Below are 26,881 nucleotides of genomic sequence, written 5' to 3' on the forward strand. Positions count from 1 at the left end.
CCCGAAAACTACCTCGCCATGCTCCATTTTGCCTGCGCTCGAATCACTTGGTATAATTGCCTATTTGGATAGCCTCTTAATAAATGAAGTACGGTAGATAACAGGCATACGCAGAATAAAAGGAGCCCCGAAAGGAGGCGGATAGGTACTTTCCCCAAAATTACCATCCGAGTCGTGAATTCTTCGTTAAATACAAACAGTAATCTGCACTGAGTATCACGCTCTTTCTCCTTTTCCATGCTGCAATCCAAGCTGCCCGATGTGGGCGTCAGCATCTTTTCGCAAATGACTTCGCTGGCCCAGCAAACCGGGGCCATCAACCTGGCCCAGGGCTTTCCGGACTATGACCCGCCGCTGGCCCTGCGCGAGGCGCTGGCCCGGCACGCGCTGGCCCCCGGCAGCCACCAGTACGCACCCATGCCGGGGCTGCCGCGCCTGCGGGCGGCCGTGGCGGCGCAGGTGGGCCGCCTGCAACCCGATGCCCCCGCGCCCGACCCCGATACGGAGGTGACCATCACGGCCGGGGCCACCGAGGCGCTGTATGGGGTGCTGGCAGCCGTGGTGCAACCCGGCGACGAGGTCATCATCCTGGAGCCGGCCTACGACCTTTACGGGCCGGCCGTGCGGCTGCAAGGCGGCGTGCCGCGCTACGTGCGCCTGCCGGCCCCCGGCTTCCGGCCCGACTGGGCGGCGGTGCGGGCGGCGATGTCGCCGCGCACCCGGCTCATTATGGTCAACTCGCCGCACAACCCCAGCGGGGCCGTGTTCAGCGCTGCCGATTGGGATGCCCTGGCCACGCTCGTGGAGGGCACCGACGTGCTGGTGCTGTCCGACGAAGTGTATGAGCACCTGGTGTTTGACGGGGTGCCGCCGCGCAGTGCGCGCCAGCACCCAGCGCTGCGGGCGCGCAGCTTCGTGCTCTCCTCATTTGGCAAAACCTACCACGCCACCGGCTGGAAGGTGGGCTACTGCCTGGCCCCGCCGGCCCTGAGCACCGAGCTGCGCCGGGTGCACCAGTTCGTGACGTTTGCCGTGAGCACACCCACCCAGCACGCGCTGGCCGACGTGCTCGAAGCCGACACCACTGACGCTCACGCCCGCGGGCTGGCCGGCTTTTACCAAGCCAAGCGCGACGAGTTTGCGGGCCTGCTAGCCGGCACTGGCTGGGACTTGCTGCCCGTGCCCGGTGGCTATTTCCAGCTGGCCGGCTACGAACGGCTCTCTACCAAGGGCGACCTACATCTGGCGGAGGAATTAGCTCGTACGTGGGGGGTGGCGGTAGTGCCGGTATCGGCCTTCTACCACGATGGCTACGACGCGGGCCTGGTTCGTTTTTGCTTTGCCAAAGGCTCCGCTACCCTGCGGGCGGCGGCGGCTTGCCTGGGCCAGCTGCCGGTTCAGCTGTGAAAAAGGTGATTGGCAAGTAGCCGTAGTAGTACTAAATTAGCCCACCAAGCTGCTGGTAGATTTTGGTAACAAACGATTTATTAGCAATTTATGACCAGAGATTTTACCGTTTCGTTGGTGCAGGCCAATTTACATTGGCATGACCCGGCCGCCAACCTGGTGCAGCTTACCGACCTATTGGCCTCGGGCCTGCCGGGCCCCGGCCTCACCGACCTCATCGTGCTGCCCGAGATGTTTACCACCGGCTTCAGCATGGAGGCCGCCGCCCAGGCCGAGGTGTACCCCGGCCCCACCCTGGCCTGGATGCAGGCGCAGTCCGCCCACTACGACGCCGTGGTGACGGGCAGCGTGCTCACCCAGGATGGCGCCGGCTACTACAACCGCCTGCTGTGGGTGCGCCCCGATGGCACGCACAGCAGCTACGACAAGCGCCACCTGTTTCGGCTGGCTGGCGAGCATGAAGTGTACACCGCCGGCACCGGGCGGCTGCTGGAGGAGTGGCGCGGCTGGCGGATCCGGCCGCTCATCTGCTACGATTTGCGCTTTCCGGTTTGGAGCCGCAACGACCAGCACGACCCCTACGACCTGCTCCTCTACGTGGCCAACTGGCCCCAGGTGCGGGCCGAAATCTGGAAGGCGCTGCTGCGCGCCCGCGGCATCGAAAACCTGGCCTACGTGGCTGGCGTCAACCGCCTGGGTACCGATGGTCTGGGCCACGATTACGCCGGCCACTCGGCCCTGCTCAATATGTATGGCGAGTACGTGGCCCAGGCCGGCAACATGCAAACCGTGCTCACCCACACCCTGCAAGCCGCCCCTCTGCTAGCCTGCCGTGAGAAAATGCCTTTCTTGCAGGATGCGGATGAGTTTAGCCTAATAAAATGTTGATTGATAGGTATTAAAGGGTAGGGGGGTAGGGGGGTAGGAGGGTAGGAAGGTAGGAAGAACGTCATGCTCATCTGTCGGCCACGCAGTGAAGCATCTCGCTTACATCGTTGGATGGGGTTGGTAACCCACGCGAGATGCTTCACTGCGTGGCCGACAGATGAGCATGACGTTCTTCCTACCCTCCTACCCCTTACCCTCCTACCCCTTACCCTCCTATAACCCACTCACCGCCAGTCGCTGGCTGGTGGCGGTGCCATCGGCGGCGGTGGCCTGCACCACGTAGAGGCCGGGCGCCAGGCCGCTCAGGTCGAGGCTGTGGGTGCGCAGCAGGGCGCTTTCAGTCCGCACCAGGCGGCCGGCCAGGTCAAACACCCGCACGCGGGTGGGCTGGGCAGTTTGGGCGGTGGCGGTTTGGGCGGCGGGGTTGGGGTAGAGACTGAGGGCCAGCGTGCTAGCCGCGCTGGGGCGAGCGGCCAGCACCGTGCGGTTGCGGCCCAGGAAGCTGATGACGCCCCCCGTTTCGGTGCCAATGTAGAGCTCGGGGCTGCCGTCCTGGTTGAGGTCGGCGGCGGCGGCGGCAAAGCGCAGTACGTAGCCGTGGCCTAGCCGCGCCGGCTCGTACTGGCTGCTGAACGCATTGTAGAACAGCTCATTACTGCCAATGAAGGTGCCGCCCTGCGCGCGAAAATCGTTGTAGAAGCTCACCGTGCCGCGGCCCGTGAGGGTCAGCAAATCGGGGCGGCCGTCGCCGTTGAAGTCGGCCACCACCGGGGCCAGGTAGGGCGGGCGGCTGCCCTGGTCCAGCAGCCGGCCGTAGTCGGCATTGGCCAGCACAAACAGGTTGTCCACGTTGCCACCCGCCGCCGGGCCCTGGTTGCGGAAGTAGCGCAGGCTGCCGCCCGCCTCCGCCAGGTCGTTGGTGCCCAGTAGCAGGTCCACGTAGCCATCGCCGTCCACGTCAAAAAAGCACGGTGTGTCGCCCTGCCGGGCCGGTAGCACGCCACTACCCGCCGCGCCCTGCGGCTTGAAGTAGCTGGCCCGGGCCGGGCTAAAGCTAGCCGTTTGGTTGGCTAATGAGCTGTTTAAAATGTAGTTAAGTCGATTAGTGGTGCCATTGTACACCGAGTATACCAGGTCGAGGGCGCCGTCGCGGTTGAGGTCGACCAGCGCCGGGCGCAGGCTCTCAAACCGGATGCTCGGCGTGCGGGCCGCCGCGGCGGCCAAACCCAGGTAGTCGTCGGTCACGAGCCGAAACACTGGGCGGCGGGCCGTGCCCACGTTGCGGTAGTAGTAAAGGCTGGCGCGGTAGTAGCCGCCCACCAGGTCGCCCTGGTTGCCCACCAGCATGTCGGCCAGGCCATCGCCGTCGAGGTCGCCGAAGGCCGGCGCGCTGCCCTCGCTGGCGTCGAGCATGTCGCCTTGCAAAAAACTGTCGTTGACGAGGCTGAAGCTGGGCACTGCCGTGGCGTTGGCCGCCGCGTTCTGATACAGCCGGATGCTGCGCCGCATGCTCACCAAGTCGAGCGAGTTGTCGCTCATGTTGGGGGCCACCACCAGGTCGGGCACGCCGTCGAAGTTGGCATCGAACGAATAGGCGGCCGGAAACACCGGCAAATTTACCGGCGCGGCCGCCGACGGAAACGCGCTGCTGGCTCCGTTGGCTATCAGCTGCGCATCGGTGGTGGAGGTGCCCGTGTTGAGTAAACGGCTGAGCTGCGGGCAGTTATCGCGCCCATCGAGCAGGTCGAGCTTGCCGTCGCCGTTGAGGTCGATGAGTAGCACGTTGTGGCCCATGCTGTGCAGCGGGCGGTAGGCCTGGCAGGCCGAGGTGCCCGCCAGCTGGTACGAGGCGCAGTCGGTGCAGGCCACCAGCTGGCCCCAGAAGTTGGAGCTTTGGGCGAACGAAGCCACGCCGCCGCAACTGCCGGGGCTGGAGTTGAGGTAGAGCTGGAGCGTAGTATTGCCCACAAAATCGTAGGTCAGGATATCGAGCTTGCCATCGCCATTGACGTCCTGAATGGACGGCGTATTATACGAGCCGATGTTGAGGTTGCTGATGTAGCCGTTGCTAATCGGAAAGCTCAACTGGTTGTTAGCCAGCGTAAAAGAAGGCCGGCCCGCCGCATCGGCCACGTTGCGAAACACCCGGATGTCGCCGCCGTTGGCAAACGTGAACAGGTCGGCGCGGCCGTCGCAGTCGTAGTCGCGCAGCAGCACCCAGCTGGCCAGGTCGCTGGGGAAAAGCGCCTCGTAGTCGGGCGCGTACTGCCAGCGCCGCCCCGCGCCGCCCGCGCCCGCCACGCTCAAAAAGGTGTAGCTGCGCGCCGTTTCGCGGTCGAAGGCGTAGAGGTCGGCTTGCCCGTCGCCGTTGAGGTCGATAGTGCTGAACTGCGGCGTGTTGAGGCCGCCCGCCCAGGCCTGGGTGAGGGTATCGGTGCCCTGCACAATTTTGGCCACGCTCCCGAAGGCAAAGCCAAACTGCGCGCCCGGCGTTTGGGCCCGCGCTGTACCTAGCGCTACCCATAACCCGCACATTACCAAGAGAAAACAACGCCGCATAAGCTAAATCAGGAAAGTCAGTACCCGCTAACAACGCCGGCCCGACCGTAAGTTGCACACGTAATTATTAATGAGCCATAAGCTAATTAGTGATGAACACATCCCGGTTGTCATTGCGAGCATAGCGAAGCAATCGCACTAGAACGAGTCGTGCGGCTATCGTATCAAGTGCGATTGCTTCGCTGGGCTCGCAATGACAATCGCGGAGCCCACCTGATGCTTGATACTTGAAAAAGATGTCCCTCTACGACCACTACCTCGCCGCCCACGGCCAGGTGAGCACCGATTCGCGCCAACCCCAGCCCGGCACCCTGTTTTTCGCCCTCAACGGCCCCAGCTTCCGCGGGGCTGATTTTGCCGCCGGCGCGCTGGCCGCTGGGGCCCGCCACGCCGTGGTAGACGATGAAAAGCTAGCTGCCCAGGACCCCGCCCGCTACACCTACGCCCCCGACCCGCTGGCCGCCTTGCAAGCCCTGGCCCAGGAGCACCGCGGCCACTTCCGCGGGCCCGTGCTAGCCGTCACGGGTTCCAACGGCAAAACCACTACCAAGGAACTGCTGACGGTGGTATTAGCGCAGAAATACAAGGTGTTAGCCACCATCGGTAACCTCAACAACCACATTGGGGTGCCGCTCACGCTGCTACGCCTGCGGCCCGAGGAGCACGACTTTGCCGTGATTGAGATGGGGGCCAACCACCGGGGCGAAATCGCCGATTACTGCCAGTGGGCTGCCCCCACGCACGGCCTCATCACCAATATCGGCAAGGCCCACCTCGAAGGCTTTGGCGGCGAAGAGGGTATTGCGCTGGGCAAAGGCGAACTATTTGACTACTTGCAATTTAACAACGGAGTCGTTTTTGTCAATAGCCTTGATGCTAAGCTCCCGGCCCTGGCCGCCGCCGTGGCGCAGCGTATCAATTACCCTGGCCCCGACGACACGTACCCCGCCACGCTCCTCGCCGCCGACCCCCAGCTGCACCTGCGCCTCTGGGACGGCACCGCGGTAGCCGCCCAACTCACCGGCGAGTATAATTTTCCCAACATGGCTGCCGCCGCCGCCGTGGGGGCTTTTTTTGGGGTGCCCGCCGCCCAGGTGGCTGCTGCGCTGGCCAGCTACAACCCCCAAAATAACCGCTCGCAGCTCGTGCGCACCGCCCACGGCAACGACCTGATTCTGGACGCCTACAACGCCAACCCCAGTAGCATGGCCGCTGCCCTACGCAGCTTCGCGCAGCGGCCCGAAGCGCACAAGCTAGTGGTGCTGGGCGACATGTTTGAGTTGGGTGAAACCGCCGCCGCCGAGCACCAAGCCATCGGGGAACTGCTGGTTGAGTTGGGGCTGCACAACGCCTTGCTCATTGGCTCGCTGATGCAGGCCGCCGCCGCCGCGCAGCCGGCCGCCCACTACTGCGCCGACAAGGCCGCCGCCGCCGACTGGCTGGCCCAGCACCCAGTAGCCGGGCAGCTGGTACTATTGAAAGGCTCGCGCGGCATGGGCCTGGAAACGCTGTTGCCGCTGCTGTAGCTGCTTCTAAATCAAAAAAAGAACGTCATGCTGAACGCAGTGAAGCATGACGTTCTTTTTACCTAAACCTCTGGCTTAAAACGGATTCTCCAGCTCCGCCAGCGTGGGTAGAATCTCGTCTTTGGGCGACACCAGCGCCTCGCCCGCAAAGTCCCAGTCGATGCCCAGCGCTGGGTCGTTCCAGCGCACGCCGCCTTCGGCGACCGGCGTGTAGTAGTCCGAGCACTTGTAGAGAAACAGCGTGTTATCCTCCAGCGCCACGAAGCCGTGGGCGAAGCCTTCGGGCACGTAGAACGCGTTGCCCAGCTCGGCGGTGAGCAGCACTTTGGCGTGCTGGCCGAAGGTGGGCGAGCGGTGGCGCAGGTCCACTACCACGTCGAGGGCGCGGCCCTGGGCCACGCGCACCAGCTTGGCTTGGGCGTGGGGCGGGCGCTGAAAGTGCAGCCCGCGTAGCGTGCCAGCCTTAGAGTTGCTCTGGTTGTCCTGCACCCAGTGGTGGCGGGGCAAGCCAAGGCCTTCCATGGTGCGGGCGCTGAACGACTCAAAAAAGGCACCGCGGGGGTCACCAAAAATGCGGGGCCGAAACTCAAGGAGGCCCGGTAGGGCGTGGGTAATTATTTCCATAGGGCAAATGAGTGAAATGGCAAATGAGTAGGTGAGTAAATGAGTAGGTGGGTAAATGAGTAAAGTGCTCATTTACCCACCTACTCATTTACCAGTTTCTCCAGCCTCGGCCACGGCGGCCAAGTACTGGCGCAGCACTAGTTGCTCGTCAAACTTTTCGGTGGCCAGTTCGCGGCTGGCGGCCCCCAGGGCGGCCAGGCGGGCGGGGGGCAATTGGGCCATGGTGAGGAGCTTATCGGCCAGGTCGGCGGCGTCGCGCACCTGGCAAAGGTAACCGTTGCGGCCGTTTTGCACGGTTTCGCGGCAGCCGGGTACATCGGTGGTTATCAGGGGTTTACCGCAGGCGGCCGCTTCGAGTAGGGTTTTGGGGGTGCCTTCGCGGTAGCTGGGTAGCACTACGCAGTCGGCGCGGTGCAGGTGGGCGGCCACGTCGTCGGAGGTGCCCAAGTAGTCGATGTTGCCCTCCTTCAACCACTGCTCGAAGGTGGCGCGGGGCACGCCCACGCCGCCGGCTTCGTCGAGGCCACCCAGCAGCTGAAAGCGTATTTGCCCCGTCGGCAGCGCCGCCCGCACCTGCCGCGCCGCCTCAAAGTATTCGACAATGCCCTTCTCGTAGAGCACCCGCGCCACCATCAGAAACGTGAAGGGCTCGCCGAGTGCCTTTCCGGCGGCCGGCTGGGGCCGGAAGCGCGCCAAATCGACGCCCGAGCCGGGCACCAGGCCCGTGAGCGCCGGCTTGATGAGCCCGTAGCGGATAAATAATTCGCGGTCGTCGTTGTTCTGAAAAAATACCTTGTGCGGAAACCGAAACGCCAGCCGGTACAGCCCGCGCGCCACCTTGCTCACCAGGTTTTCCACAATGAACACCGTGCCCAGCCCGCTCACGTTGTTGATGCTGGGCACGCCCGCCAGCCGCGCCGCCAGCGTGCCATAAATGTTGGGCTTAATGGTAAAGTGCAGCACCACATCGGGCCGCTCGCGCCGGTACACCGCCACGAAGCGCCGCGTAAGCTGGGCATCCTTAATGGGGTTGGTGCCCTTGTTTTCCATCACGATGGGCACGAAGCGACAGCCCAATTCGCTCTCCAGACGGCTGGAATACGCATCGGGCGGCGCAATAGCCAGCACCTCGTGGCCCGCGGCCTGCAAGGCTGCTACCAGCCCGCGCCGAAAGTTCCAGATGTTCCAGGAGGTATTGATAACTAAGGCAACGCGCACGAGGTAAATGAGTAAGTGAGCAGGTGAGTAAATGAGTGGTAATAAGGGCACATGCAAGAGGAAGGCCCCTTACTCAGCTACTCATTTACTCACTTACCATTCGCAAAGGTCGGGCCGGATGCCGGGCCGCTCGCTATATTAAGTGGGCGCGCCGGTTACTTTCGGGGTGGTTTTTGCGTTATGCTCCCGTAATGAAGCTTTTTAATTCTGCCGGCCTGGCGCTGGCGCTGCTGGCGGCCCCGGGCGCGGCGCGGGCCGCGCCGCCTGCCCCCGGCCAGCTGCTTTTTCAACAAAACTGCCAGCGCTGCCACGGCAAAGACGGCCGCCTGGGCCTCAACGGGGCCCACGACCTCACCAAGAGCAACCTCAATGCCTTTGGGCGCACTTACTTGGTTACCAAGGGGATGCGTAAAATGCCGGCTTTTGCCAAAACCCTCACCGCCGCCCAAATAGAGCAAGTGGTGGGCTACTCTCTCACACTCAAGTAACTGCTGGTTACCTATTTATGTCAAAATCTAAAGACAACAACGGCCAGGGCAGCACCCGCCACATCGGCGCTACCGATAGCACGCCCGCCCGCCGCGATACCAAGCTGCCCAAGCACCTGCTCAAAAACGTGGACAAAACCTACGCCACGGCCAAGGAAATCGAAACCGCCGTGCTCGTGAGCGTGCCCCCGCGTCGGCAGTCCGATGCGCAGACCACCGAGTACCTCGACGAGTTGGCCTTTCTCATTGAAACCGCCGGGGCCCAGGCCACTAAGCGCTTTGTGCAGAAGCTCGACAAGCCCGACCTGCGCAGCTACGTGGGCGAGGGCAAGCTGGCCGAAATCAAGGCCTGGGTGAAGCACGAAAACACCAGCATGGTCGTCTTCGATGATGAGCTGCTGCCCTCGCAGCTCCGCAACCTAGAGGCCGAGCTGGGCGTCAAAATTGTGGACCGGTCGCTGCTTATTCTCGATATTTTTGCGCTGCGGGCCAAGTCGGCCACCTCGCGCACGCAGGTCGAACTAGCTCAGTACCAATACTTACTGCCTCGCCTCACCGGCCTCTGGACCCACTTGGACAAGCAGCGCGGTGGCGTGGGTATGAAGGGCCCCGGCGAGACCGAAATCGAGACCGACCGACGCATCGTGCGCGACCGCATCGCGTTCCTCAAGGAGAAGCTCGAAGACTTGGACAAGCAAGCGCATACCCAGCGCAAAACGCGCCAAAATTCCATTCGGGTGGCGCTGGTGGGCTACACCAACGTGGGCAAAAGCACCATTATGAACCTGCTGGGCAAGGCCGAAGTCTTTGCCGAAAACAAACTCTTCGCCACCGTCGATGCCACTACCCGCAAGGTGGTGCTCGACAACCACGTGCCGTTCCTACTCTCTGATACCGTGGGGTTTATCCGCAAGCTGCCCACCAAGCTCATCGAGAGCTTTAAGAGCACGCTGGACGAAATTAGGGAGGCCGACCTGCTCATTCACGTGGTGGATATTTCGCACCCAGCCTTTGAGGAGCAGATTGAGGTGGTGAACGAAACGCTGCGCGAAATCGGCGCGGCCGATAAGCCCGCGCTGCTGGTTTTCAACAAGATAGACCAGTACAAGCCCGACGTGGACCCGGCCCCCGTGTTCGAAGACGACGACCCGGACGTGGAATTCCCCACCGATTTTGCCGAGCCCGCGCCGCGCCCGCCGCTGGAGCAATTGCAGGAAACCTACATGGCCCGCATGCACGACCCGGTAGTGTTTATTTCGGCCCAGGACAAGGACAATATCGAGGCCCTGCGCGAGCTGCTAGGCCGCCGCGTGGGCGAGTTGGCCGCCAAGCGCTTCCCGCACTTTCAGCACGGCTACGACCAGGAGTACAGCCAGGAGTCTTAGCGTGTTGTGCGGGTGGGCGCCTCACGGGACCCCTATGGGGCTCATGCGCTGGCTGGTACGCACCTACTCCAACCCCGGGTGGGCGCCTCACGGGACCCCTATGGGGCCGGCCCCCTCTCCGAAAAGGAGAGGGGGAGCCATGGCGGATTTAAACCAACCAGTTTTTTAACGCAAAAGGCTGATAAACAAAAGAATAAAAAAGCCAACCCAAAAGGGTTGGCTTTTTTATATGCAGCAAATTATTGTTTAGCTTAAAGTCGACTGGCTCCCCCTCTCCTTTTCGGAGAGGGGGCCGGCCCCATAGGGGTCCCGTGAGGCGCTCGCCAGAACGACGACCCTATTGTGCCCCGCCAGCCACCGGCAACACAGCCGCCAGCTTCTTGCCCAGCTCTTCGCCGCGCACGTTCTTGGCCACAATGCGGCCGTCGGGGCCCACGAGGAAGTTTTGGGGGATGGACTGGATGCCGTAGAGTTGCGCCACGTCGTTTTTCCAGAACTTGAGGTCCGATACCTGGGTCCAGGCTAGGCCGTCGGTGGCAATGGCTTTGAGCCAGGCGTCGCGGCCGTTGGCGCGGTCGAGCGACACGCCCAGCACCGTGAAGTTGCGGCCCTTGTACTGGTTGAAATTGGCGACCACGTTGGGGTTTTCCTGGCGGCAGGGGCCGCACCAGCTGGCCCAGAAATCGACCAGTACGTACTTGCCCCGGAAGTCGCTCAGCTTCACGGGCTTGCCATTGGCATCGTTTTGGGTGAACTCGGGGGCTAGGGCACCCACGCCGGTGAGCTTGGCGGTGGTGATTTTGGCGGCGTACTCCTGGCCGGCTTTGCTGGTGCGCACGGCCGGGACCAGGCCGTTGAAGAGTGGCTCAACTTCATTCGCATCAAGCGAGTAGCCAGCGTAGCGGCTTAGCGCGCTCAGGCTCACTTGGCTTTGGGGCGCAGTTTTGATGAAAGAGGCCAGCACCAGCTTTTGGGCGGCGTCGATGGCTTCCTCCTGTTTGTCGAGGGCATCGCTAAAGGCTTTGTCCTTGCGCTGCTCGGGCGTGGCGGCGCGGTACTTGTCCATCAGCTGGCTCATCTGCGCGGTGGTGGGCAGCAGCATAGCCGTGAGGCGGGTGTTGTCGGCGTTGAGGGGCGTGCCCAGCGCCGTGGCGTGGGTCAGCGAGTCGGGGCTGGCTACCTTGATGGTGCCGGGCTCCAGGTAGAGCCGCACGTTTTGGAGTGGCTTATTGGTGACGAAGTGCCCGGTGGGCTTCACCACAAACAGCGTGGCCACGGTGGGGTCGGCCACGGTGCCCTTGAAGGCGAAGGTGCCGTTTTTGACTACCGCCGAGTCGAGCTTCATATCGTTTCCTACTGGGTAGCGCAGGTAGGCCTTGGCCGGCAGCTTATTGCCGAGGCGGCCCTGCACCGAGTAGGTGCCGCTTTGGGCCCAGGCCAGCGCGGGGCTAAGGAGCAGGGTGAGCGCCACCGGCAGCGGGCGCAAAGAGGCAAGTGCATTCATAACAAAAGGAAGATGTGAAAGGGAACAAGGTTGGTAACTCGCATCTGGCGTGCAAGATAGGCCGCGCCACTGCCGCCGCAATAGTTGGTTTAGATTAAGTGCCGGCCGCCTTGGCAGGGGCCTGCCGCCGCCAGCGACTACCCCCCTAACGCGTAATCGCCTAGCTTCGCGCTATGAAAACGCTGTATCTAATGCGCCACGCCAAGTCGAGCTGGAGCTTCGACGAGCTCAACGACCAGGAGCGCCCGCTCAACGACCGCGGCCGCGACGATGCGCCCCGCATGGGCCAGGCCCTGGCCAAGCGCCAGATTGTGCCCGACCTGCTGGTGAGCTCGCCCGCCGTGCGCGCCCTGAGCACGGCCGTGCTGGTGGCCCGTGAGCTGAAGTACCCGCACGATAAAATTGTGGTGGAGCCCGCCATCTACCAGGCCGACCTCGACACGCTGCTGGCCGTGGTGCGCAACCTGCCCGACGGAGCCAGTGCGGTGGTCCTCACCGGCCACAACCCCACCATCACCGACGTAGCCAACTACCTGCTGCCCACGCCCCTGAGCGGCGAAATGCCCACGGCCGCCGTGCTCTGCCTGCACTTTGCCACCGACCGCTGGGCCGAGGCCGCGCCCACCAACACCGAGTTTTATTTCTACGACTACCCGAAAAGTAATTAGCAATGAGCAGTGAGCAGTTAACAAAGGTATGGTTATTGAAACTGCCCGCCTGGCTTAGCTGCCTACTAGGTTAGGTGCCCGAGAATAGTTAGCTTAAAAACTGACTTTCAAAAGGTTAACCTAAAAATTGCTCATTGCTCACTGTTCCTTGCTAACTGAATGAAGACCCTGCCCCGCGACCTGAGCTGGCTGCGCTTTAACGCCCGCGTGCTGCAAGAAGCGCAGTGCCCTGAGGTGCCGCTGCTGGAACGCCTCAAGTTTCTGGCCATCTTTTCGGCCAACCTGGATGAGTTTTTCAAGGTGCGGGTGGCTACGCTGCGGCGGCTAGTGAAGCTCAAGAAAAAAACCCGCGCCCAGCTGCCCCACGAGCGCCCCAAGCGCCTGCTGGCCGAGGTGCTGGCCGAGGTGCACCGCCAGCAGGAGCTATTCGGGCGCACCTTCCGCGAGCAGGTGCTGCCGGCTTTGCAGGAGGCAGGCATTTGCCTGCTCAGCGCCGAGCAACTCACGGACGACCAGCGCGAATGGACGCAGCACTACTTCGAGAAAAACGTACGCGACCTGCTCTCGCCAGTGGTGCTGGACGATACCTTGCACCAGCTTTTTCTGAAAGACCAGGCCGTGTACCTCACCTTCTGGCTGACCCAGCCCGTGGCCGAGCAGCGGCCCAAGGGCACCAAAAAGAAAACCCACACCGAGCGCGTCGTCATCATGGAACTGCCCACCAAGCGCCACGGCAGCCGCTTTGTGGCGCTGCCTGGCGGCGCGGGCACCCCCACCGACCCCCACTGCGTGCTGTTTCTGGACGATGTGGTGCGGGTGGGCGCACCGGCGCTCTTTCCGGGCTATAAGGAGGTGACGGTCAATGCGATTAAGCTGAGCCGCGATGCGGAGCTGGACATTGAGGAAGAGGTGTCGGGCGACTTGCTGGCCAAGATTCGCAGTAGCCTGGCCAAGCGTGCCACCGGCTACCCGGCCCGCCTGCTCTTCGACCCCGCCACGCCCCAGGAAGTGCTGCGGGCCATCAAGCAAAAAACCGGCATCGCCGATGAGGAGCTGGTGGAGGGCAGCCGCTACCATAATTTCCGCGACTTTTTCGGCTTCCCCACCTTCGGCCGCACCGACCTGCTCAACCCGGCTTGGCCCGAACTGCCGCACCCCACGCTGCCGCGTACCGGGCCACTGCTGCCCGCCATTGCCCGGCGCGACCACCTACTGCACCCGCCCTACCAATCCTTCGACGCCGTGCCGCGCCTGCTGCGCGAGGCCGCCCTCGACCCGCGCGTGAGCGCCATCAGCATCACGCTCTACCGGGTGGCCCCCAAGAGCGCAGTGGCCAAGGCACTCATCAAGGCCGTGAAAAATGGCAAGCAGGTGACGGTAGTAGTGGAGTTGAAAGCCCGTTTCGATGAGGAAAGCAACCTCTATTGGTCCGAAAAATTGCAGCGCGCCGGGGCGCACGTCATCTTCACGCCGCCCGAGCTCAAGTGCCACGCCAAGCTGCTGCTCATCACGCGCCGCGACGAGGATACCGACCAGCCGCGCCGCTACGCCTACCTCAGCTCGGGCAACTTCAACGAAGCCACCGCCGGCCTCTACGCCGACCACGGCCTGTTCACGGCCAACGCCGAGCTCACGGCCGAGGTAGACCAGGTGTTCCGCTACTTCGTGACGGGCGAGGAGCCGGCCAATCTGCACCACTTGCTGGTGGCCCCCTTCACGCTGCGCACCCAGCTGCTGAAGTTGATAGCCACCGAAGCCGCCCACGCCAAAAAAGGCAAGCCGGCATCTATCATTCTTAAAGTGAACTCGTTGGAAGACCCCGGCATGATAGCCGCGCTCTACGCGGCCAGCCAGGCGGGAGTGCACATCGAGCTGCTAATCAGGGGCATTGGCTGCCTAGTGCCGGGCGAGCCGGGCCTAAGCGAAACCATCAGCCAGCGCGGCTTGCTGGACCGCTACCTGGAGCACGCCCGCATCTACGTCTTTGGCCCGCCCGACGCGGAAAAGGTCTACGTATCGTCGGCCGACTGGATGGGCCGCAACCTCGACCGCCGCGTGGAAGTTGCCTTCCCCATCCTCGACGAAGCCATGCGTGCCGAAGTGCGCCACCTGCTCGACCTGGAGCGCGCCGACAACGTGAAGGCCCGCGACTTCGACAATAATTACGTGCAGCCCGCCCCCGGCGAACCGCGCGTGCGGGCGCAAGAGGTCGAATATCAGTATCTTAAGAAGCTGGCGGGGCGGAAGCGGAAGTAGCTGTTCAGCGCGTCTGTCATTGCGAGCACAGCGAAGCAATCGCACCAGAACGTTACCCACGCCGCCGCTTCGTTCTAGTGCGATTGCCGCGCTCCACTGCGTTGCGCTCGCAATGACAGGCTTATTCCTACTACCGCCGCACGCCCGCCTTCTCCATGAGCTTGCGCGGGGGCACGGCAAACAGCTCCAGGCTGGCGTAGGGGGCCAGCGCGAGCTTGGTACGAATGATGCGCTCGCGGTCGGCGTTGGTGCGGTCGAAGGCGTCGAAAGCGTAGTTGTAGCGGTAGCCGGCCTCGGCCCCCAGCCACAGGAAGGAGAGCAGCTCGCGCTCCCAGCGCAGCCGGAATTTCACTTCTACCTCGCGCAGCTCCAGGGTGTTGAGGGGCAGCTTATCGGGCTGGTTTTGGCGCACCAGGGGCACGCGCAGGTTCACGAGGTAGTTGAGGCCATCGACCGAGTAGCCCGCGTAGAAGAGCGAACGCTCGGAGGCGTTGTAGCGCGCCGTTACGCGGGCCGGAAACAGCGCCTCCACGCCCCAGCGGTCGTTAAAGGTGCGGTTGTAGATGATGGCCGGGTAAAAGCTCAGCTTGCCAAACGTGTAGCCGTACTGAAAGCCCACGCCCCACGAAAACCGCGGGCTGCGCTTCCAGCCGTAAAACGCCTCGGCCGACATGCGCAGGTAGTTGGTGCTGCGCAGGTCGCCGCCTGAGTTGTAGTCGCCGGCCAGCTCGCCCTTTACCCGCGCCAGGTACCAGTGCACGGCATCTACGGGCCGGATTACGGCCACCTGCACGCCGGTGCTTTTTAGGCCCTTATTCTCAATGTTATCGAGCAGCGCGTAGTTGTTGGGCACCTGCCGAAACTTGAATTCCTCCCGGTCATAGTTGAGCCCGATAATCACCTTGAGGTGCGGGTGATTGAGGGCCGGAATGTAGCCCTTGATGGTGAGGCGGGCGTTTTTGGTGGCCTCCGTGTCGTAGTTGCCCACACCCGCCACCTTGCCCGTAGCTTGCACGCCAAAGCTGGGCATGCGCTCGTAGCGCACAATAATGCCTTTGCTTGGCCCCATGCCCAGCACCGAAGGGTTGGCAAACTGCTGCTTGTCTTTCAGGTTGGGCGCGCCGCGCGCCGAGTCGATAGCGGTAGGAGCGGGCGCCGGAAAAATGCGCGGCACGTCCTGGGCCCGGACCGTAGCCGCGAGCGTAAGCAGGCCGGGCACCAGGTACTTTTTGGCAGAGAATAGGACAGTGGGTGACCACATAAGCGAGTACAGGGCCAGCTAAAAAAACGGGGCCGGGCTGCTTACGTGAATTTCTGGTGAATGGCTGTGGTCTGGGGGTGAGTTGGCCGGTTGGCTACGTCATTGCTTTATCCCGTTGGCGCATGTGCAGACTCAATTACTGGCAGTTACGTCTGTCCTGTTAGTAGCGCCACAGCTATTGCTGGCTAGCAGCATCTGTAAAGAAAAAGCGCTTTTCTTTACAGATGCTGCTAGCCTTTATAAAGAAAAAGCGCTTTTCTTTATAAAGCGAAATAAGGCTGCTAGATTCTTCTGCTGATTTCGCATCTTATGAATCCTGTTTGGCAACCCGAATTATTACCTCCTGCCGTCGAATTAGAAACGCGCGCAGTGCTTAAAAAGCTAACTACTGCGCGGGCCGCCCTGGCTGAATTAAAGGGTATTACTGCGACTATTCCCAACGAAAGCATTCTGCTGGATACCCTGCCTTTACAGGAAGCAAAGGACAGCTCGGCCGTTGAAAACATCATCACCACCCACGACGAGCTGTTTCAGGCCGAAGTGCAGGTAGCCGAAAGCCAGGTAGCGAAAGAGGTGCAGCGCTACGTGGCCGCCCTGCGGCTGGGCGTGGCACTGGTGCAGCAGTATGGGTTTCTGAGTGTGAACCACCTGGCTCAGATTCAGCAGGCTTTAGAGCAGAATAATGCTGGCTACCGCCGCCAACCGGGTACTACGCTCAAAAACCAGCGTGGCGAAGTGGTGTACACCCCACCGCAGGATAATGATACCATTATGCGGCTAATGGGCAACCTGGAGCAGTATCTCAACGATGACACGCTCAGCGATGCCGACCCATTGGTGAAGATGGCCGTGCTACATCTGCAATTTGAAAGTATCCATCCTTTTTACGACGGCAACGGCCGCACCGGGCGCATTCTGAATATCGTGTACTTGGTATTGAAAGGCTTACTCGACATTCCAGCACTCTACCTAAGTCGCTTTATCATTCGCAATAAGGCTGACTACTACCAGCATCTCCAGAAGGTGCGCGATACGGGCAATTGGGAGCCGTGGCTGCTGTATCTGCTGGACGGCGTGGAGCAAACTGCCCGCGAGAGCATTGTGCTCATTGCTGAAATGCGCCAACTCATGCAGGATACCAAGCAGCGGTTGCGGGGCTACAAATTCTACAGCCAGGATTTGCTCAACAACCTGTTTCGCCACCCCTACACGCGCATCGAGTTCTTGCAGACCGAACTGAAAGTGAGCCGCCCCACGGCCGCCTCCTACCTCAACCAACTGGCCGCCGATGGCGTGCTGGTAAAACACCGGCTGGTTACGGCTAATTATTACGTCAACCAGCCGCTGTTTGAGCTGCTGGCGCGGCTGGGGTAGCAATCGATATTTATTGCCGAAAATGTTGCTAGTTTGCTTAGTAGTTGGCGCGTAATTTCGCCGTATGCCCACCGCCCGCACCAGTGTTTTTATTAGCTACAGCCACGCCGATAGCCAATGGCTGCGGCTGCTGAATACGCACCTCAAGCCACTGACCCGTGACCAGAAAGTGGAAATCTGGAGCGACCAGAAAATTCGGAAGGGGGAGCGGTGGCGCGACCGTATTCGTAAACAACTGGCGATGGCGCGGGTAGGCATCTTTCTGGTTAGTGCCGATTTCCTAGCCTCTGATTTTATCCATGCCGAGGAGTTGCCGCCCTTGCTACGCGCTGCGGAGAAGGAAGGCGCAACGCTGCTCACGGTTATTGTGCGGCCTTGCACCGGGGCCTTTCAGGATTCGCCCCTGAGCCAGCTGCAAGCCATGAACGGCCCGCACGCGCCCCTTTCGGGCATGAGCAAGACCCAGCGTGAGCAGGTGATGGATAGCCTGTACAGCGAGTTGCGCGGCCTTTTTCGAGCGCCGGCCGCGCTAACCAGTAAGGCGGCCGCGAAGCCAAAACTACCCTTAGCTGCGCCTAAACCCACCTCGGCCAAAGCCAGCCCAGCTGCCCCCCAAATGCCCCGGCGCGTGTCGGCTGCCATTGCAGAAAAAACGGCAGCCGATGAAGCCGCCGCAAAAGCCAAAGAAATTGCTAAGCGAAAAGCAATAGCCAAAAAGGTAGCTGACGCGAAAAAACTGGCCGTCGAAAAGTCTGCCGCGCCACCCAAAAGGCCTGCTGCCAAGCCCACCACCACCCGAGCCAAAAAGAAATAACCCTACTGCATGACCGAACTAACCTGGGGCGGCAAATACCTGCCTGATGGCCGCCGCGCTACCCCGTTGCGCTTGGCGCTTCCCTTCCAAACCGTCGAAACCGTTAACGAAAGTGCCCAGCTGCGGCAAGACCAGTATTCCCTTTTTTCACAGGGCAAGCCCACCGAGTGGCGCAACCGCCTGATATGGGGCGACAAGAAATACGTGCTGCCCGCCCTGCTGCCCGAGCTGGCCGGCAAGGTGCGCCTCATCTATATCGACCCGCCTTTTGATACCGGGGCCAACTTCTCCTTTACGGCTACCGTACCCCCCCCCTCAAAACGCTGAAATAGAAGAAGATGAGCCGGTTTCAGGGACTTCGTTTGTAAAGCAGCCTTCTATTTTAGAGCAGGTTGCTTATCGTGACACCTGGGGCAAAGGGCTGGATAGCTACCTGCAATGGTTTTACGAAACGGTAGTCATCCTGCGGGATTTGTTGACTGAGGATGGGTCCATTTATGTGCATTTGGATTGGCACGTTGGTCACTATGCGAAAGCTATATTAGATGAAGTTTTTGGATATGATAACTTCCGGAATGAAATTGTTTGGAAGAGAACATCTGGCCATTCAGATTCCGGGCGTTACGGCAATGTTCATGATGTGATTTTCTATTATGCAAAATCCTCAGATAACTTAGTTTGGAATCAAATTTATCAAGAATACGACCCTGATTACGTCACCCAATATTATCGTTATTCTGATAAGGACGGTCGTAAGTGGATGTCTGATAATCTAAGTGCTGCGGGTCTAAAAGGCGGTGGCTACACTTACACCTGGCGAGGTATAAAAAGAACTTGGCGTTGTCCCGAATCAACAATGCAGAGGCTGGAAGATGAAGGGAAGATATTTTACACCAAGAATGGCATTCCTCGTTTTAAGCGTTATTTAGACGAAGCGAAGGGCTTGCCCGCACAAGATTTATGGTCTGATGTTGAGTCATTGCGTTCATGGCATGGAGAGAAAGCAGGTTACGATACCCAAAAGCCCGAAGCACTGCTAGAGCGCATTATCAAAGCCAGCAGCAACGAGGGCGACCTGGTACTAGACTGCTTTTGCGGCAGCGGCACCACGGCGGCCACGGCCGAGAAGCTGGGTCGCCGCTGGGTCACCTGCGACCTGGGGCGCTTCGCCATTCACACGGCCCGCAAGCGGCTGCTGGGTATTGAAGGCGTGCAGCCCTTCGCGGTGCAAAACCTGGGCAAGTACGAGCGGCAGCAGTGGCTGGCCCACCAGTTTAGCGAGCCGCAGCAACGCATGGCGCAGGAAGAAGCCTACCGCACCTTTATGCTGGCGCTCTACCACGCCGAGGCCCTGCCCGGCTACGCCTGGCTGCACGGCCGCAAAGGCAAGGCCCTCGTGCACATCGGCAGTGTGGATGCGCCCGTGACGGAAGGCGATGTGAAGGCGGCCCTCAAGGAGTTTTGGCAGGCCGTGGGCCAGCCCGGCGGCCCCCAAACCGCCACTTTGCACATTCTAGGCTGGGAGTTTGCCTTCGACCTCAACGACACGGCTAGCCGCATGGCCGCCCAGCACAAGGTGCAGCTCAGCTTCTACCAGATTCCGCGCGAAGTGCTGGAGAAAAAGGCGGTGGACCAGGGTGACATCACGTTTGCCGAGCTGGCCTACGTGGACGTGCAGGTGAACAAGAAGGCCCGCGCCGTGAGCCTGCGCCTGAGCAACTTCGTGATGAATCCCGACGATGTGCCCGAGCAGGCCCGCCAGGCTATCAGCCACTGGAGCCAGTACGTGGACTACTGGGCCGTGGACTGGGATTTTCGGGGCGATACCTTTCATAACCAATGGCAAAGCTACCGCACCCGCCGCCAGCCGCAGCTAGCCCTCGAAACGCCCGCGCACCAGTATACCCAGCCTGGTACCTACCGCGTGATGGTAAAGGTGATTGATATTCTGGGCAACGACACCACTAAGCAGTTCGACCTCGAAATCAAGTAAGCGATGGCTGGCAAAAAGAAAGCAACCGACCCCAACGTGGCCCAGCTAGACCTGCTGGATGTGCGCGACCAACTCAAGACCGCGCCCTGCGTCCCGGCCATCCGCACGGCGGTAGAGGCGTGGCGGCGCAGTGGCTACCCCGGTATTACCGACGTAACGCAGGCCTTGCTGAGCCATTGGTTTGGCACCGACCACCGCCTGCCCGACGGCCGCCGCTTTCAGTACCATACCGGCCAGCAGGAAGCGGTGGAAACGATGATTTACCTGTACGAGGTGGCCGGCATCCGCAAGCGGGCCACCCTGCTCGAAACCTACGCCCGCCCGGTAAAAGGCCAGGAAATGCGCTTGCCGCCCTACGACGACTTTGGCCGCTACGCCATCAAAATGGCCACCGGCAGCGGCAAAACCAAGGTAATGGCGCTGGCCGTGGCCTGGCACTACCTCAACGCCGTGCGCTACCCCAACGACCCGCGCTGGGCCAAAACATTTCTGCTGCTGGCCCCCAACGTGATTGTGCTGGAGCGCCTGCGTACCGACTTCGCCAACAACTTCACCTTTCTCAACGACCCGGTGCTGCCGATGGACTACCGCTGGCTGTGGGATGAGTTTCGGGGTTTCATGCGTGGCGACTCCGAGGCGGGCGGTTCGGATGGGGGCTTGTACCTCACTAATATTCAGCAGCTCTACGAGCGGCCCCCGGCCGCGTCGGCTATGCCCGTCCCGCTGGCCACGCTACTGGGCGTGGGGCCGCCGCCTTCGCTGGGGGCCAGCGCCAACGGGGCCGATGATTTTCTGAGCCGCATCGAAGCCCGTCCCGGCCCGGTGCTGGTGCTCAACGATGAGGCCCACCACACCCACGACGAGGAAAGCGAGTGGAACCAGACCATTCGCCGCCTGCACGCCCGCCGCCCGGTAGCCTTGCAACTCGATGTGTCGGCTACGCCCCGCTTCAACAGCGGGGCGCTCTTCCCGTGGACTATTTCCGACTACCCGCTGCGCCAAGCCATCATCGACCGGCTGGTGAAGCGTCCCATTAAGGGGCTCTCGCGCATTCAGGAAGTCAATTCGGACATTGCCAGCGTGCGCTATGAGGGCTTTCTGGTGGCTGGTGTGGAGCGCTGGCGCGAGTACCGCGCGCAGCTAAAGCCGCTGGGCAAAAAGCCGGTGCTGTTCGTGATGATGAACAGTACCAAGGAAGCCGACGATGTGGCGCATTGGCTGCAAACCAAATACCCCGCCGACTTTGCCGGCGAGGGTACCCTCACCATTCACACCGACCGCAGCGGCGACGTATCGACAAAGGACCTGGAAGAAGCCCGCTGCGCCGCCCGCGAGATTGACGACAACCAGTCGCCAGTCAACGCTGTAGTATCGGTGCTGATGCTGCGCGAAGGCTGGGACGTGCAAAACGTAACCGTCGTAGTGGGCCTGCGCCCCTACACGTCCAAGGCCAATATTCTGCCCGAGCAAGCCATCGGGCGCGGCCTGCGCCTGATGTTCCGTAGCCTCACGCAGAGCGGTTTCACCGAGCGGGTAGACATTATCGGCAATAAGAAATTTCTGGAGTTTATCGATGACCTGGAAAAGTCGGAAGGCCTGAAATTCGACACCTTCGAAGTTGGCAAGGACAAGCTGCGCATTGTCACGATTGAGCCGGTGCCCGCGAAAGTGGCCGCCGACATTGGCCTGCCCGACCTTTCGCCGCTGTTGGTGCGCAAGAAGTCGTTGCGCGATGAAATTGAAGCGCTGGACGTAACCAACTTTCCGCTGAGTTCCTTGCGCGTAAAAAACAAGCCCGGCCAGGCCAACCAGAAATTCACCTACGAGGCCACCGATATTGTAACCAAGGAAAAGCTGTTTGAGCGCGAGTACGAACTTTCGCCTCCGGCCACGGCCGAAGAGGTGATTGGCTACTACGCTAAGCGTATTACTGAAAATATCAAGCTGCCTTCGCAATTCCCCGCGTTGGTGCCCAAGATTCGCCAGTATATGACCGAACGTCTATTTCGCGAAACGGTGGACTTAACCGACCCTAACGTTATCCGCGCTTTGACTACGGACCAGGTTAGATATGTGGTGACCAAGACTTTTGAGCAAGTGCTGCTCCCGATGGTAGTGGAGGCCAAAGAACCAGAACTACTACACTTAGCCCGGCTGCTATCGGGCACCGCACATTTTCCTACTTCCCGCCAGCTATTCGAGTCAGCCCGCACCATCTTCAATTACGTCGTCTGCGACAATAATTTTGAGGAAGCCTTCGCTAAGTTCTTGGATAAGGCCCCCGACGTAGCTGCCTTTGCCAAGCTACCCGAAAACTTCGGCTTCTCCGTGGCCTACACCGACACCCGCACCAACCTGCGCCACTACTACCCCGATTTTGTAGTGCGCCAGCCCGACGGCACCCATTGGCTGGTCGAAACCAAAGGCCGCGAAGATGTGGACGTAGCCCACAAAGACGAGGCCGCCCGCGCTTGGTGCTCCCGCGCCACTGAGCTAACGCAGGTACAGTGGAAATACCTCAAAGTGATGCAGACTGAGTTTGAACGAATGCAGCCCGACGACTTCGAAGATTTGCTGAATGGTAGTTCTGACTGGTTTAATTAGATAACCCAAAAGCACCAAAAAGCCCCGACTACCACACTGGCGGTCGGGGCTTTTTGGTGCACTGCGTTTTCCGTAAGGAGCCCCGGCTACCCACGCAACCGGGGCCCCTCACTACTCAAAAACTACCCCGTTAAAATAGGAAGTCGAACCCCACAAATACCAGCCGCTCTTCGCCCACCGAATAGGTGACGTTGATAACCGCCTGGTCGAGCAGGTTCACGAACGCGCCGCCACCAAAGCCGCTGTGCAAGGCGCTGAAACCCTTGCGGGTATCCACATCCGAGTACACGCGGCCGGCGTCGGCCAAGCCCATGATGCCGAAGGTGCCGGGGAAGAGGTAGGCGTTGAACTTGAACAGGTGCAGGCGGGCCTCAAAGTTGGCGTAGAGGCTGCTACGGCCCGCAAAGCGGGTGCGCCGGTAGCCGCGCAGGTTGGTGGTGCCGCCCAGCGTGTTGGCTTGGTAAAAGCGGTAGTCGCCGATGTTGTGCTGCACCCCGATGCGGCCCGCGTAGGTGATGCGAAACGGGAAATTGGGCGTGAGGTAGGCCTTAATTTCGGACGAGAGGCGGCCGTAGGTCAGCTTCTCATTGTTGAGCTGGAAGTTGTACTGCGCCTCGTTATGCCACTGAATGCCGATGCGCGGGTCCTTGGGGCTCGACTGCGCGCCGAAGTCCAGGTACACCAGCGCGCCGAGGTAGGTATTAGCCCGGAAGTCGGAGCTGCGAATGCCGAAGCGGCGGTTTTCGAGGTCCGACCCGATACTATCTTTGATGACAGTGCCAATCTGGTCGTTCTCCACCCGGAAGCGCTCGTACTGCGGCCCAAAGCCGATTTTACCAAAGGTGAAGAGCTGGCGCTCCAGCGTGGGCGCCACGTAGAGGCGGTTGAAGCGGATGCGGTAGGCGCCGTTTACCGAGCGGTTGGTGGCCTGGTCCTGGTTCTCAACGGCGTAGTTCTGGGTGTTGTTGCCGATGCCGAAGAAGTTATAAAGCAGCTGCGGGCCGTAGTACTGGGCGGCCACATGCAGGTTGGTTTTGCCGCCAAACACGCTCGTGAACTGCCCCACGTAGCGCAGGTTATACGCCTCACGGGCGGGGGCAAAGTTGGCCGTCAGGCTCTGCTCCGAGCTGAAGGGCTCGCGCCGGAAGGCGTAGCGCCGGTGCGTGATGCCGCCGCCCAGCAGCACGCCATCATCAATGTTGTACCCAAAAAACAGTGCCGGCCCAGTGTAGTTGAGGCGGTAGTCCTTGAGGTCGAAGCGGTGGGGGTGGTCGTAGCGGCTTACGTCGATGCCGGGCTCCAGGCGCAGGCGGGCTTCGCCGCGCTGGTTGACGATGACATTGCCGGTGTCGGCATCGTATACCTGGGTGCGGTGGCGCACGCCATACACCCGCGAGTTGTCCACGATGGTATCGCGGCCAGTGCCCCCGATAATGCGGATTTTGTGGCCCTGGCGCTCGTCGCCGGTCAGGTCGTACACGTCCTGGCCGCTGATGCCGTAGAGACGAATCTCGTCCGTTACGCGGTCAAACGTGCGGTCGTACAGCACTTTGCTCAGCTTACCCTTCTTGCTGATTTTCTGCATCACCACGTGGGTCTTGTGGTCGGGCAGGCGCGTCACGGTGAATTTCTCGCGCTTCTGCGAGCCGCGCACCTCCACAATGTCGGCCATGAGGTCAGCATATTTAGCGGCCACGTCGGGCAGCAGGTCGCGGCGGCTCTTGAGCTTGGCCACAATCTCGGGGCCGTGCTCGGCGTATATCTGCTTGGGCCACTTATCGGCAAACGCCTTTTCGATAACGGCATCCGTGAGCTGGGCCTTCATGACGTTGGCCTGCTTCACCCACTCCTCGCGGCTCACGCCGCTCAGGTACAGGCGGTCGTTGCTTAATCCCGTCTGGTTCAAACCTTTATAATCGCCGTAATCGTAGCCGAAGTTCTGGAAGTTGCGCACCGCAAACTTCTTCGAGATGAGGCTCGGCAGCACGCCATCGCCCTTGAAGAAGGCAATGTCGCGGTCTTCGGGCACGGCGGTGTATACCTTGTCGCCGTCGTCGGTTTTGCGCTGGGCCCAGCGCCACTGGTCCTCGTGGCGGTCCCAGTCGCCAATCCACATATCAAACAGGCGCGAGCGGGCAAAGGCCGGCTGGTCCACCTGGTTGTCGTTGTCCTGCAAGAGCTCCTCCAGCATCTTGTCGGTGCTCACCAGCTTCTTCGAAAAGCCCAGCTCCGCGTCGTTGTCCTGGCTGCCCTTGGCATCTTCCTCCAACGCGGCGGGCGTGTTGGCAAACTTCTGTTGGTACTGGCCCAGGGCGGGGTCGTTGGGGATGTACACGTACTCGGGGCTGGTGTACAGGATGTCGGCGGCCTTAGCCAGCGGCGGCAGCACAAACGAGGCGTAGGGGTGCTGCGCCGATATCTGGTCTTGCAGCACGGCCAGCGCCAGGCCGGTGCGGAAGCCCTCGGGCAGCACGGCGGTAGGGTCTTTGTCGATACCCCGGATAGTGAAGTAGTAGCCGTCCTCGTTGCGCACCTTCAGCGAGGCGGTTTGCTTGCCGCCGCCCGTTTTGTAAGGTACCAGGCCGCCCTCGGCCGTCTTGATGTCGAGCACCGGGAAGGCCACCGGCGTGGCCCACTCGCGGCGGTAATGCTCGCCCAGCAGCCAGTTGTGAAACTTGCCGTGCTGGTTGTAGCTCGGGTTCACGGCCACCGTCACGGTGCTGTCTTTGTAGCTGGGCCGCTTGGCGGTGGAGGTGACTACGGGCGCGCCGTTGGGCTGGCCGGCGGCGGTAGTGGTGGCCGCGTCGGCGCGGTCTTCCTTGTTTTGCTTGTCCTTGGCCTTGTCTTTTTTGCTCACCTTGCCGCCGGGGCCGGCGGTGCTGGCCGTGGCTGCGCCGCGGCCCAGGGTGGCGTACACCCGCTGGCGATACACGCGCCGGGCGGTTTTGCCCTGGTCAGCATCGCTCGGGATGAAGTACTCGACCCATACCTGGCCATCGTCGTAGTAGTTGAGGCGGGCAAAGCCTTTTTCCTTGTCCGAAAACAGGGCCGTGCCGCCCGCGCCGGGTTTCACGTGCTGGGTTTTGCAGCCCGAGCCGCTGGTGATGAAGTGGGCCTTGGTTTTCAGGTCGTCGTAGTACTGCAAGTTGTGCTCATGGCCGTTGGCATACACCACGTTGGGGTAGCGGCTGAACAGGGCGAGCAGGTTCTGCTTATAGTCCTGGTAGGCCGGGTAGGCCAAATCCTGCGAGATGCCGCCGTACTTGCGCGCCAGCGGGTAGATGGAACCGATAATGGGCAGCGGCAGAAACGCATACTTCGCCACAATGCTGAGCGGAAACACGTGGTCGGCAAACGTGAAGTAGCCGCCGTGAATGCCGTCCGAGAACAGTGGGTGGTGCGTCACAATGAGGATGTGCTTGTCCTGGTTGCGCCGAATCACCTCTTCCAGCTGGGCGTATACTTCCTGCTCATTATCAGCCCCGCAGGCATCGCCGAAGGGCCGGTTGGCCTGCTCCGTAATAAACCACTGCGAGTTGAGGGCAATCATCACCAGGTCGTCGCGCAGCCGGATTTCGTAGGGACCGGGGCAGCCGTTGCGCGGCACTAAGAAGTCACCGGTGTAGGAGAACTGGGTGGAGTCCTGGGCCAGGTAGTGCTCGGCGTAGGCCTGCTCGCGGTTCACCTGGGCCAACCCGCCCTGGTAGCCCTGAATCCAGTCGTGGTTGCCGGGCGTCATGTATTTCTCGCCCTTGTAGCCTTTCAATATATCAAGCTGCTCGTTGAGACGGCTTTCGGCAACCTTGCGGTCGTAGGCCCCTTCGGGCGGCATACCCTGGTTGTAGATGTTGTCGCCCAAAAACACGACGGCGCTCTTGCTGCCCGCTTGCAGCATCTGGCGGCGCATGAAGTTGAGCGACGGCTCGCCGCCCCTGGCCGACGAAATGGGGCTGCCCACGTCGCCAATCAAAAACACCGAGTACCGGATGCGGGCCGAGTCGGGCGGCAGACTTTTCTCCCAGCCCACGGCCGTGCGCCGGTAGTTGGGCTTGGGGTTCACGGGGTTGAAATCCGACTCGCCGGCTTCGCCCAGCTCTTCCAGCTGGGCGTGGGCGATGTGGGGCAGCGTGGCTAGTAAACTTAGGCAGCAGAAAAGGCGGAGCAGTAGCTTCATAAAGTAAAATTACGCATCGGTAACCCGGCCAGCGCAGTGGCCGCCGGCCGCTGCCTACGCAAAGGCCAGGCCTGTGGTTGAGCTTACCTTAACCCCTGGCGGGCTCTTCGCGTAGCAGGTGGCGGCGCTAAGCTAAAA

The 26,881-nt window shown here is 61.3% G+C and carries 18 protein-coding genes; 12 read left to right on the plus strand and 6 right to left on the minus strand.

What is annotated here, in order from left to right; genetic code table 11:
• The first annotated feature begins 237 nt into the window (after positions 1–237).
• Together ACYVGC_RS15330 and ACYVGC_RS15335 are read left to right on the plus strand one after the other, a co-directional pair.
• Entirely contained in the window at positions 238–1,407 is a 1,170-nt protein-coding gene (locus ACYVGC_RS15330) for a pyridoxal phosphate-dependent aspartate aminotransferase family protein (RefSeq protein WP_460584717.1), read from the plus strand.
• 90 nt (positions 1,408–1,497) lie between these two features.
• The gene (locus tag ACYVGC_RS15335; protein WP_460584718.1) at positions 1,498–2,295 is read left to right on the plus strand and encodes a nitrilase family protein; all 798 of its coding nucleotides are present in this window, start codon (positions 1,498–1,500) and stop codon (positions 2,293–2,295) included.
• Positions 2,296–2,508: 213 nt separating this feature from the next.
• Here ACYVGC_RS15335 and ACYVGC_RS15340 read toward each other — a convergent pair whose 3' ends face one another.
• The gene (locus tag ACYVGC_RS15340) at positions 2,509–4,854 is read right to left on the minus strand and encodes a T9SS type A sorting domain-containing protein (protein ID WP_460584719.1); all 2,346 of its coding nucleotides are present in this window, start codon (positions 4,852–4,854) and stop codon (positions 2,509–2,511) included.
• 236 nt (positions 4,855–5,090) lie between these two features.
• On the opposite strand from ACYVGC_RS15340, the gene ACYVGC_RS15345 reads away from it, so the two are divergent.
• The gene (locus ACYVGC_RS15345) at positions 5,091–6,380 is read left to right on the plus strand and encodes a UDP-N-acetylmuramoyl-tripeptide--D-alanyl-D-alanine ligase (protein WP_460584720.1); all 1,290 of its coding nucleotides are present in this window, start codon (positions 5,091–5,093) and stop codon (positions 6,378–6,380) included.
• A gap of 75 nt (positions 6,381–6,455) precedes the next feature.
• Here the strand turns inward: ACYVGC_RS15345 and rfbC are convergent, their stop codons facing one another.
• Positions 6,456–7,004 (minus strand): dTDP-4-dehydrorhamnose 3,5-epimerase, encoded by a 549-nt coding sequence (gene rfbC / locus ACYVGC_RS15350; protein ID WP_460584721.1) that lies wholly within the window; start codon positions 7,002–7,004, stop codon positions 6,456–6,458.
• An 84-nt stretch (positions 7,005–7,088) separates the two neighbouring features.
• Positions 7,089–8,222 carry a glycosyltransferase family 4 protein gene (locus tag ACYVGC_RS15355; RefSeq protein ID WP_460584722.1) on the minus strand — a complete coding sequence of 378 codons (1,134 nt, stop codon included), beginning with the start codon at positions 8,220–8,222 and terminating at the stop codon, positions 7,089–7,091.
• Between the two features lie 173 nt (positions 8,223–8,395).
• On the opposite strand from ACYVGC_RS15355, the gene ACYVGC_RS15360 reads away from it, so the two are divergent.
• Positions 8,396–8,710, plus strand: a complete 315-nt coding sequence (locus ACYVGC_RS15360) for a c-type cytochrome (RefSeq protein WP_460584723.1) — start codon at positions 8,396–8,398, stop codon at positions 8,708–8,710.
• Positions 8,711–8,727: 17 nt separating this feature from the next.
• Positions 8,728–10,095, plus strand: coding sequence for an HflX GTPase family protein (hflX, locus tag ACYVGC_RS15365; protein ID WP_460584724.1), 1,368 nt, complete (start codon positions 8,728–8,730; stop codon positions 10,093–10,095).
• Between the two features lie 337 nt (positions 10,096–10,432).
• Here the strand turns inward: hflX and ACYVGC_RS15370 are convergent, their stop codons facing one another.
• The gene (locus ACYVGC_RS15370; RefSeq protein ID WP_460584725.1) at positions 10,433–11,599 is read right to left on the minus strand and encodes a redoxin domain-containing protein; all 1,167 of its coding nucleotides are present in this window, start codon (positions 11,597–11,599) and stop codon (positions 10,433–10,435) included.
• Positions 11,600–11,772: 173 nt separating this feature from the next.
• Here ACYVGC_RS15370 and ACYVGC_RS15375 point away from each other — a divergent pair, with 173 nt between their 5' ends.
• Both ACYVGC_RS15375 and ppk1 read left to right on the plus strand, forming a co-directional pair.
• A complete protein-coding gene (locus ACYVGC_RS15375) occupies positions 11,773–12,267 on the plus strand; it encodes a SixA phosphatase family protein (protein ID WP_460584726.1) in 495 nt (164 codons plus the stop codon).
• A 159-nt stretch (positions 12,268–12,426) separates the two neighbouring features.
• The gene (gene ppk1 / locus ACYVGC_RS15380; protein ID WP_460584727.1) at positions 12,427–14,523 is read left to right on the plus strand and encodes a polyphosphate kinase; all 2,097 of its coding nucleotides are present in this window, start codon (positions 12,427–12,429) and stop codon (positions 14,521–14,523) included.
• A 130-nt stretch (positions 14,524–14,653) separates the two neighbouring features.
• On the opposite strand, the gene ACYVGC_RS15385 is transcribed toward ppk1, so the two are convergent.
• Complete coding sequence (locus tag ACYVGC_RS15385; protein WP_460584728.1) at positions 14,654–15,784, minus strand: DUF6268 family outer membrane beta-barrel protein; 1,131 nt, start codon at positions 15,782–15,784, stop codon at positions 14,654–14,656.
• A gap of 309 nt (positions 15,785–16,093) precedes the next feature.
• On the opposite strand from ACYVGC_RS15385, the gene ACYVGC_RS15390 reads away from it, so the two are divergent.
• The 5 genes from ACYVGC_RS15390 (at position 16,094) to ACYVGC_RS15410 (ending at position 22,569) form a co-directional block, all read left to right on the plus strand.
• Entirely contained in the window at positions 16,094–17,158 is a 1,065-nt protein-coding gene (locus ACYVGC_RS15390) for a Fic family protein (RefSeq protein WP_460584729.1), read from the plus strand.
• A gap of 64 nt (positions 17,159–17,222) precedes the next feature.
• On the plus strand, positions 17,223–17,972 hold the full coding sequence (locus ACYVGC_RS15395; RefSeq protein WP_460584730.1) for a toll/interleukin-1 receptor domain-containing protein: 750 nt from the start codon (positions 17,223–17,225) through the stop codon (positions 17,970–17,972).
• Between the two features lie 9 nt (positions 17,973–17,981).
• Positions 17,982–18,299, plus strand: coding sequence for a hypothetical protein (locus ACYVGC_RS15400; protein ID WP_460584731.1), 318 nt, complete (start codon positions 17,982–17,984; stop codon positions 18,297–18,299).
• Positions 18,241–19,965: a DNA methyltransferase gene (locus tag ACYVGC_RS15405; protein ID WP_460584732.1), complete on the plus strand. Its 1,725-nt coding sequence runs from the start codon at positions 18,241–18,243 to the stop codon at positions 19,963–19,965. The genes ACYVGC_RS15400 and ACYVGC_RS15405 overlap by 59 nt, the downstream gene beginning before the upstream one ends.
• A gap of 3 nt (positions 19,966–19,968) precedes the next feature.
• On the plus strand, positions 19,969–22,569 hold the full coding sequence (locus ACYVGC_RS15410) for a DEAD/DEAH box helicase family protein (protein WP_460584733.1): 2,601 nt from the start codon (positions 19,969–19,971) through the stop codon (positions 22,567–22,569).
• A gap of 130 nt (positions 22,570–22,699) precedes the next feature.
• Here the strand turns inward: ACYVGC_RS15410 and ACYVGC_RS15415 are convergent, their stop codons facing one another.
• The gene (locus ACYVGC_RS15415) at positions 22,700–26,743 is read right to left on the minus strand and encodes a metallophosphoesterase (RefSeq protein WP_460584734.1); all 4,044 of its coding nucleotides are present in this window, start codon (positions 26,741–26,743) and stop codon (positions 22,700–22,702) included.
• Positions 26,744–26,881: the final 138 nt, after the last annotated feature.

The organism is Hymenobacter arcticus (assembly GCF_054779975.1).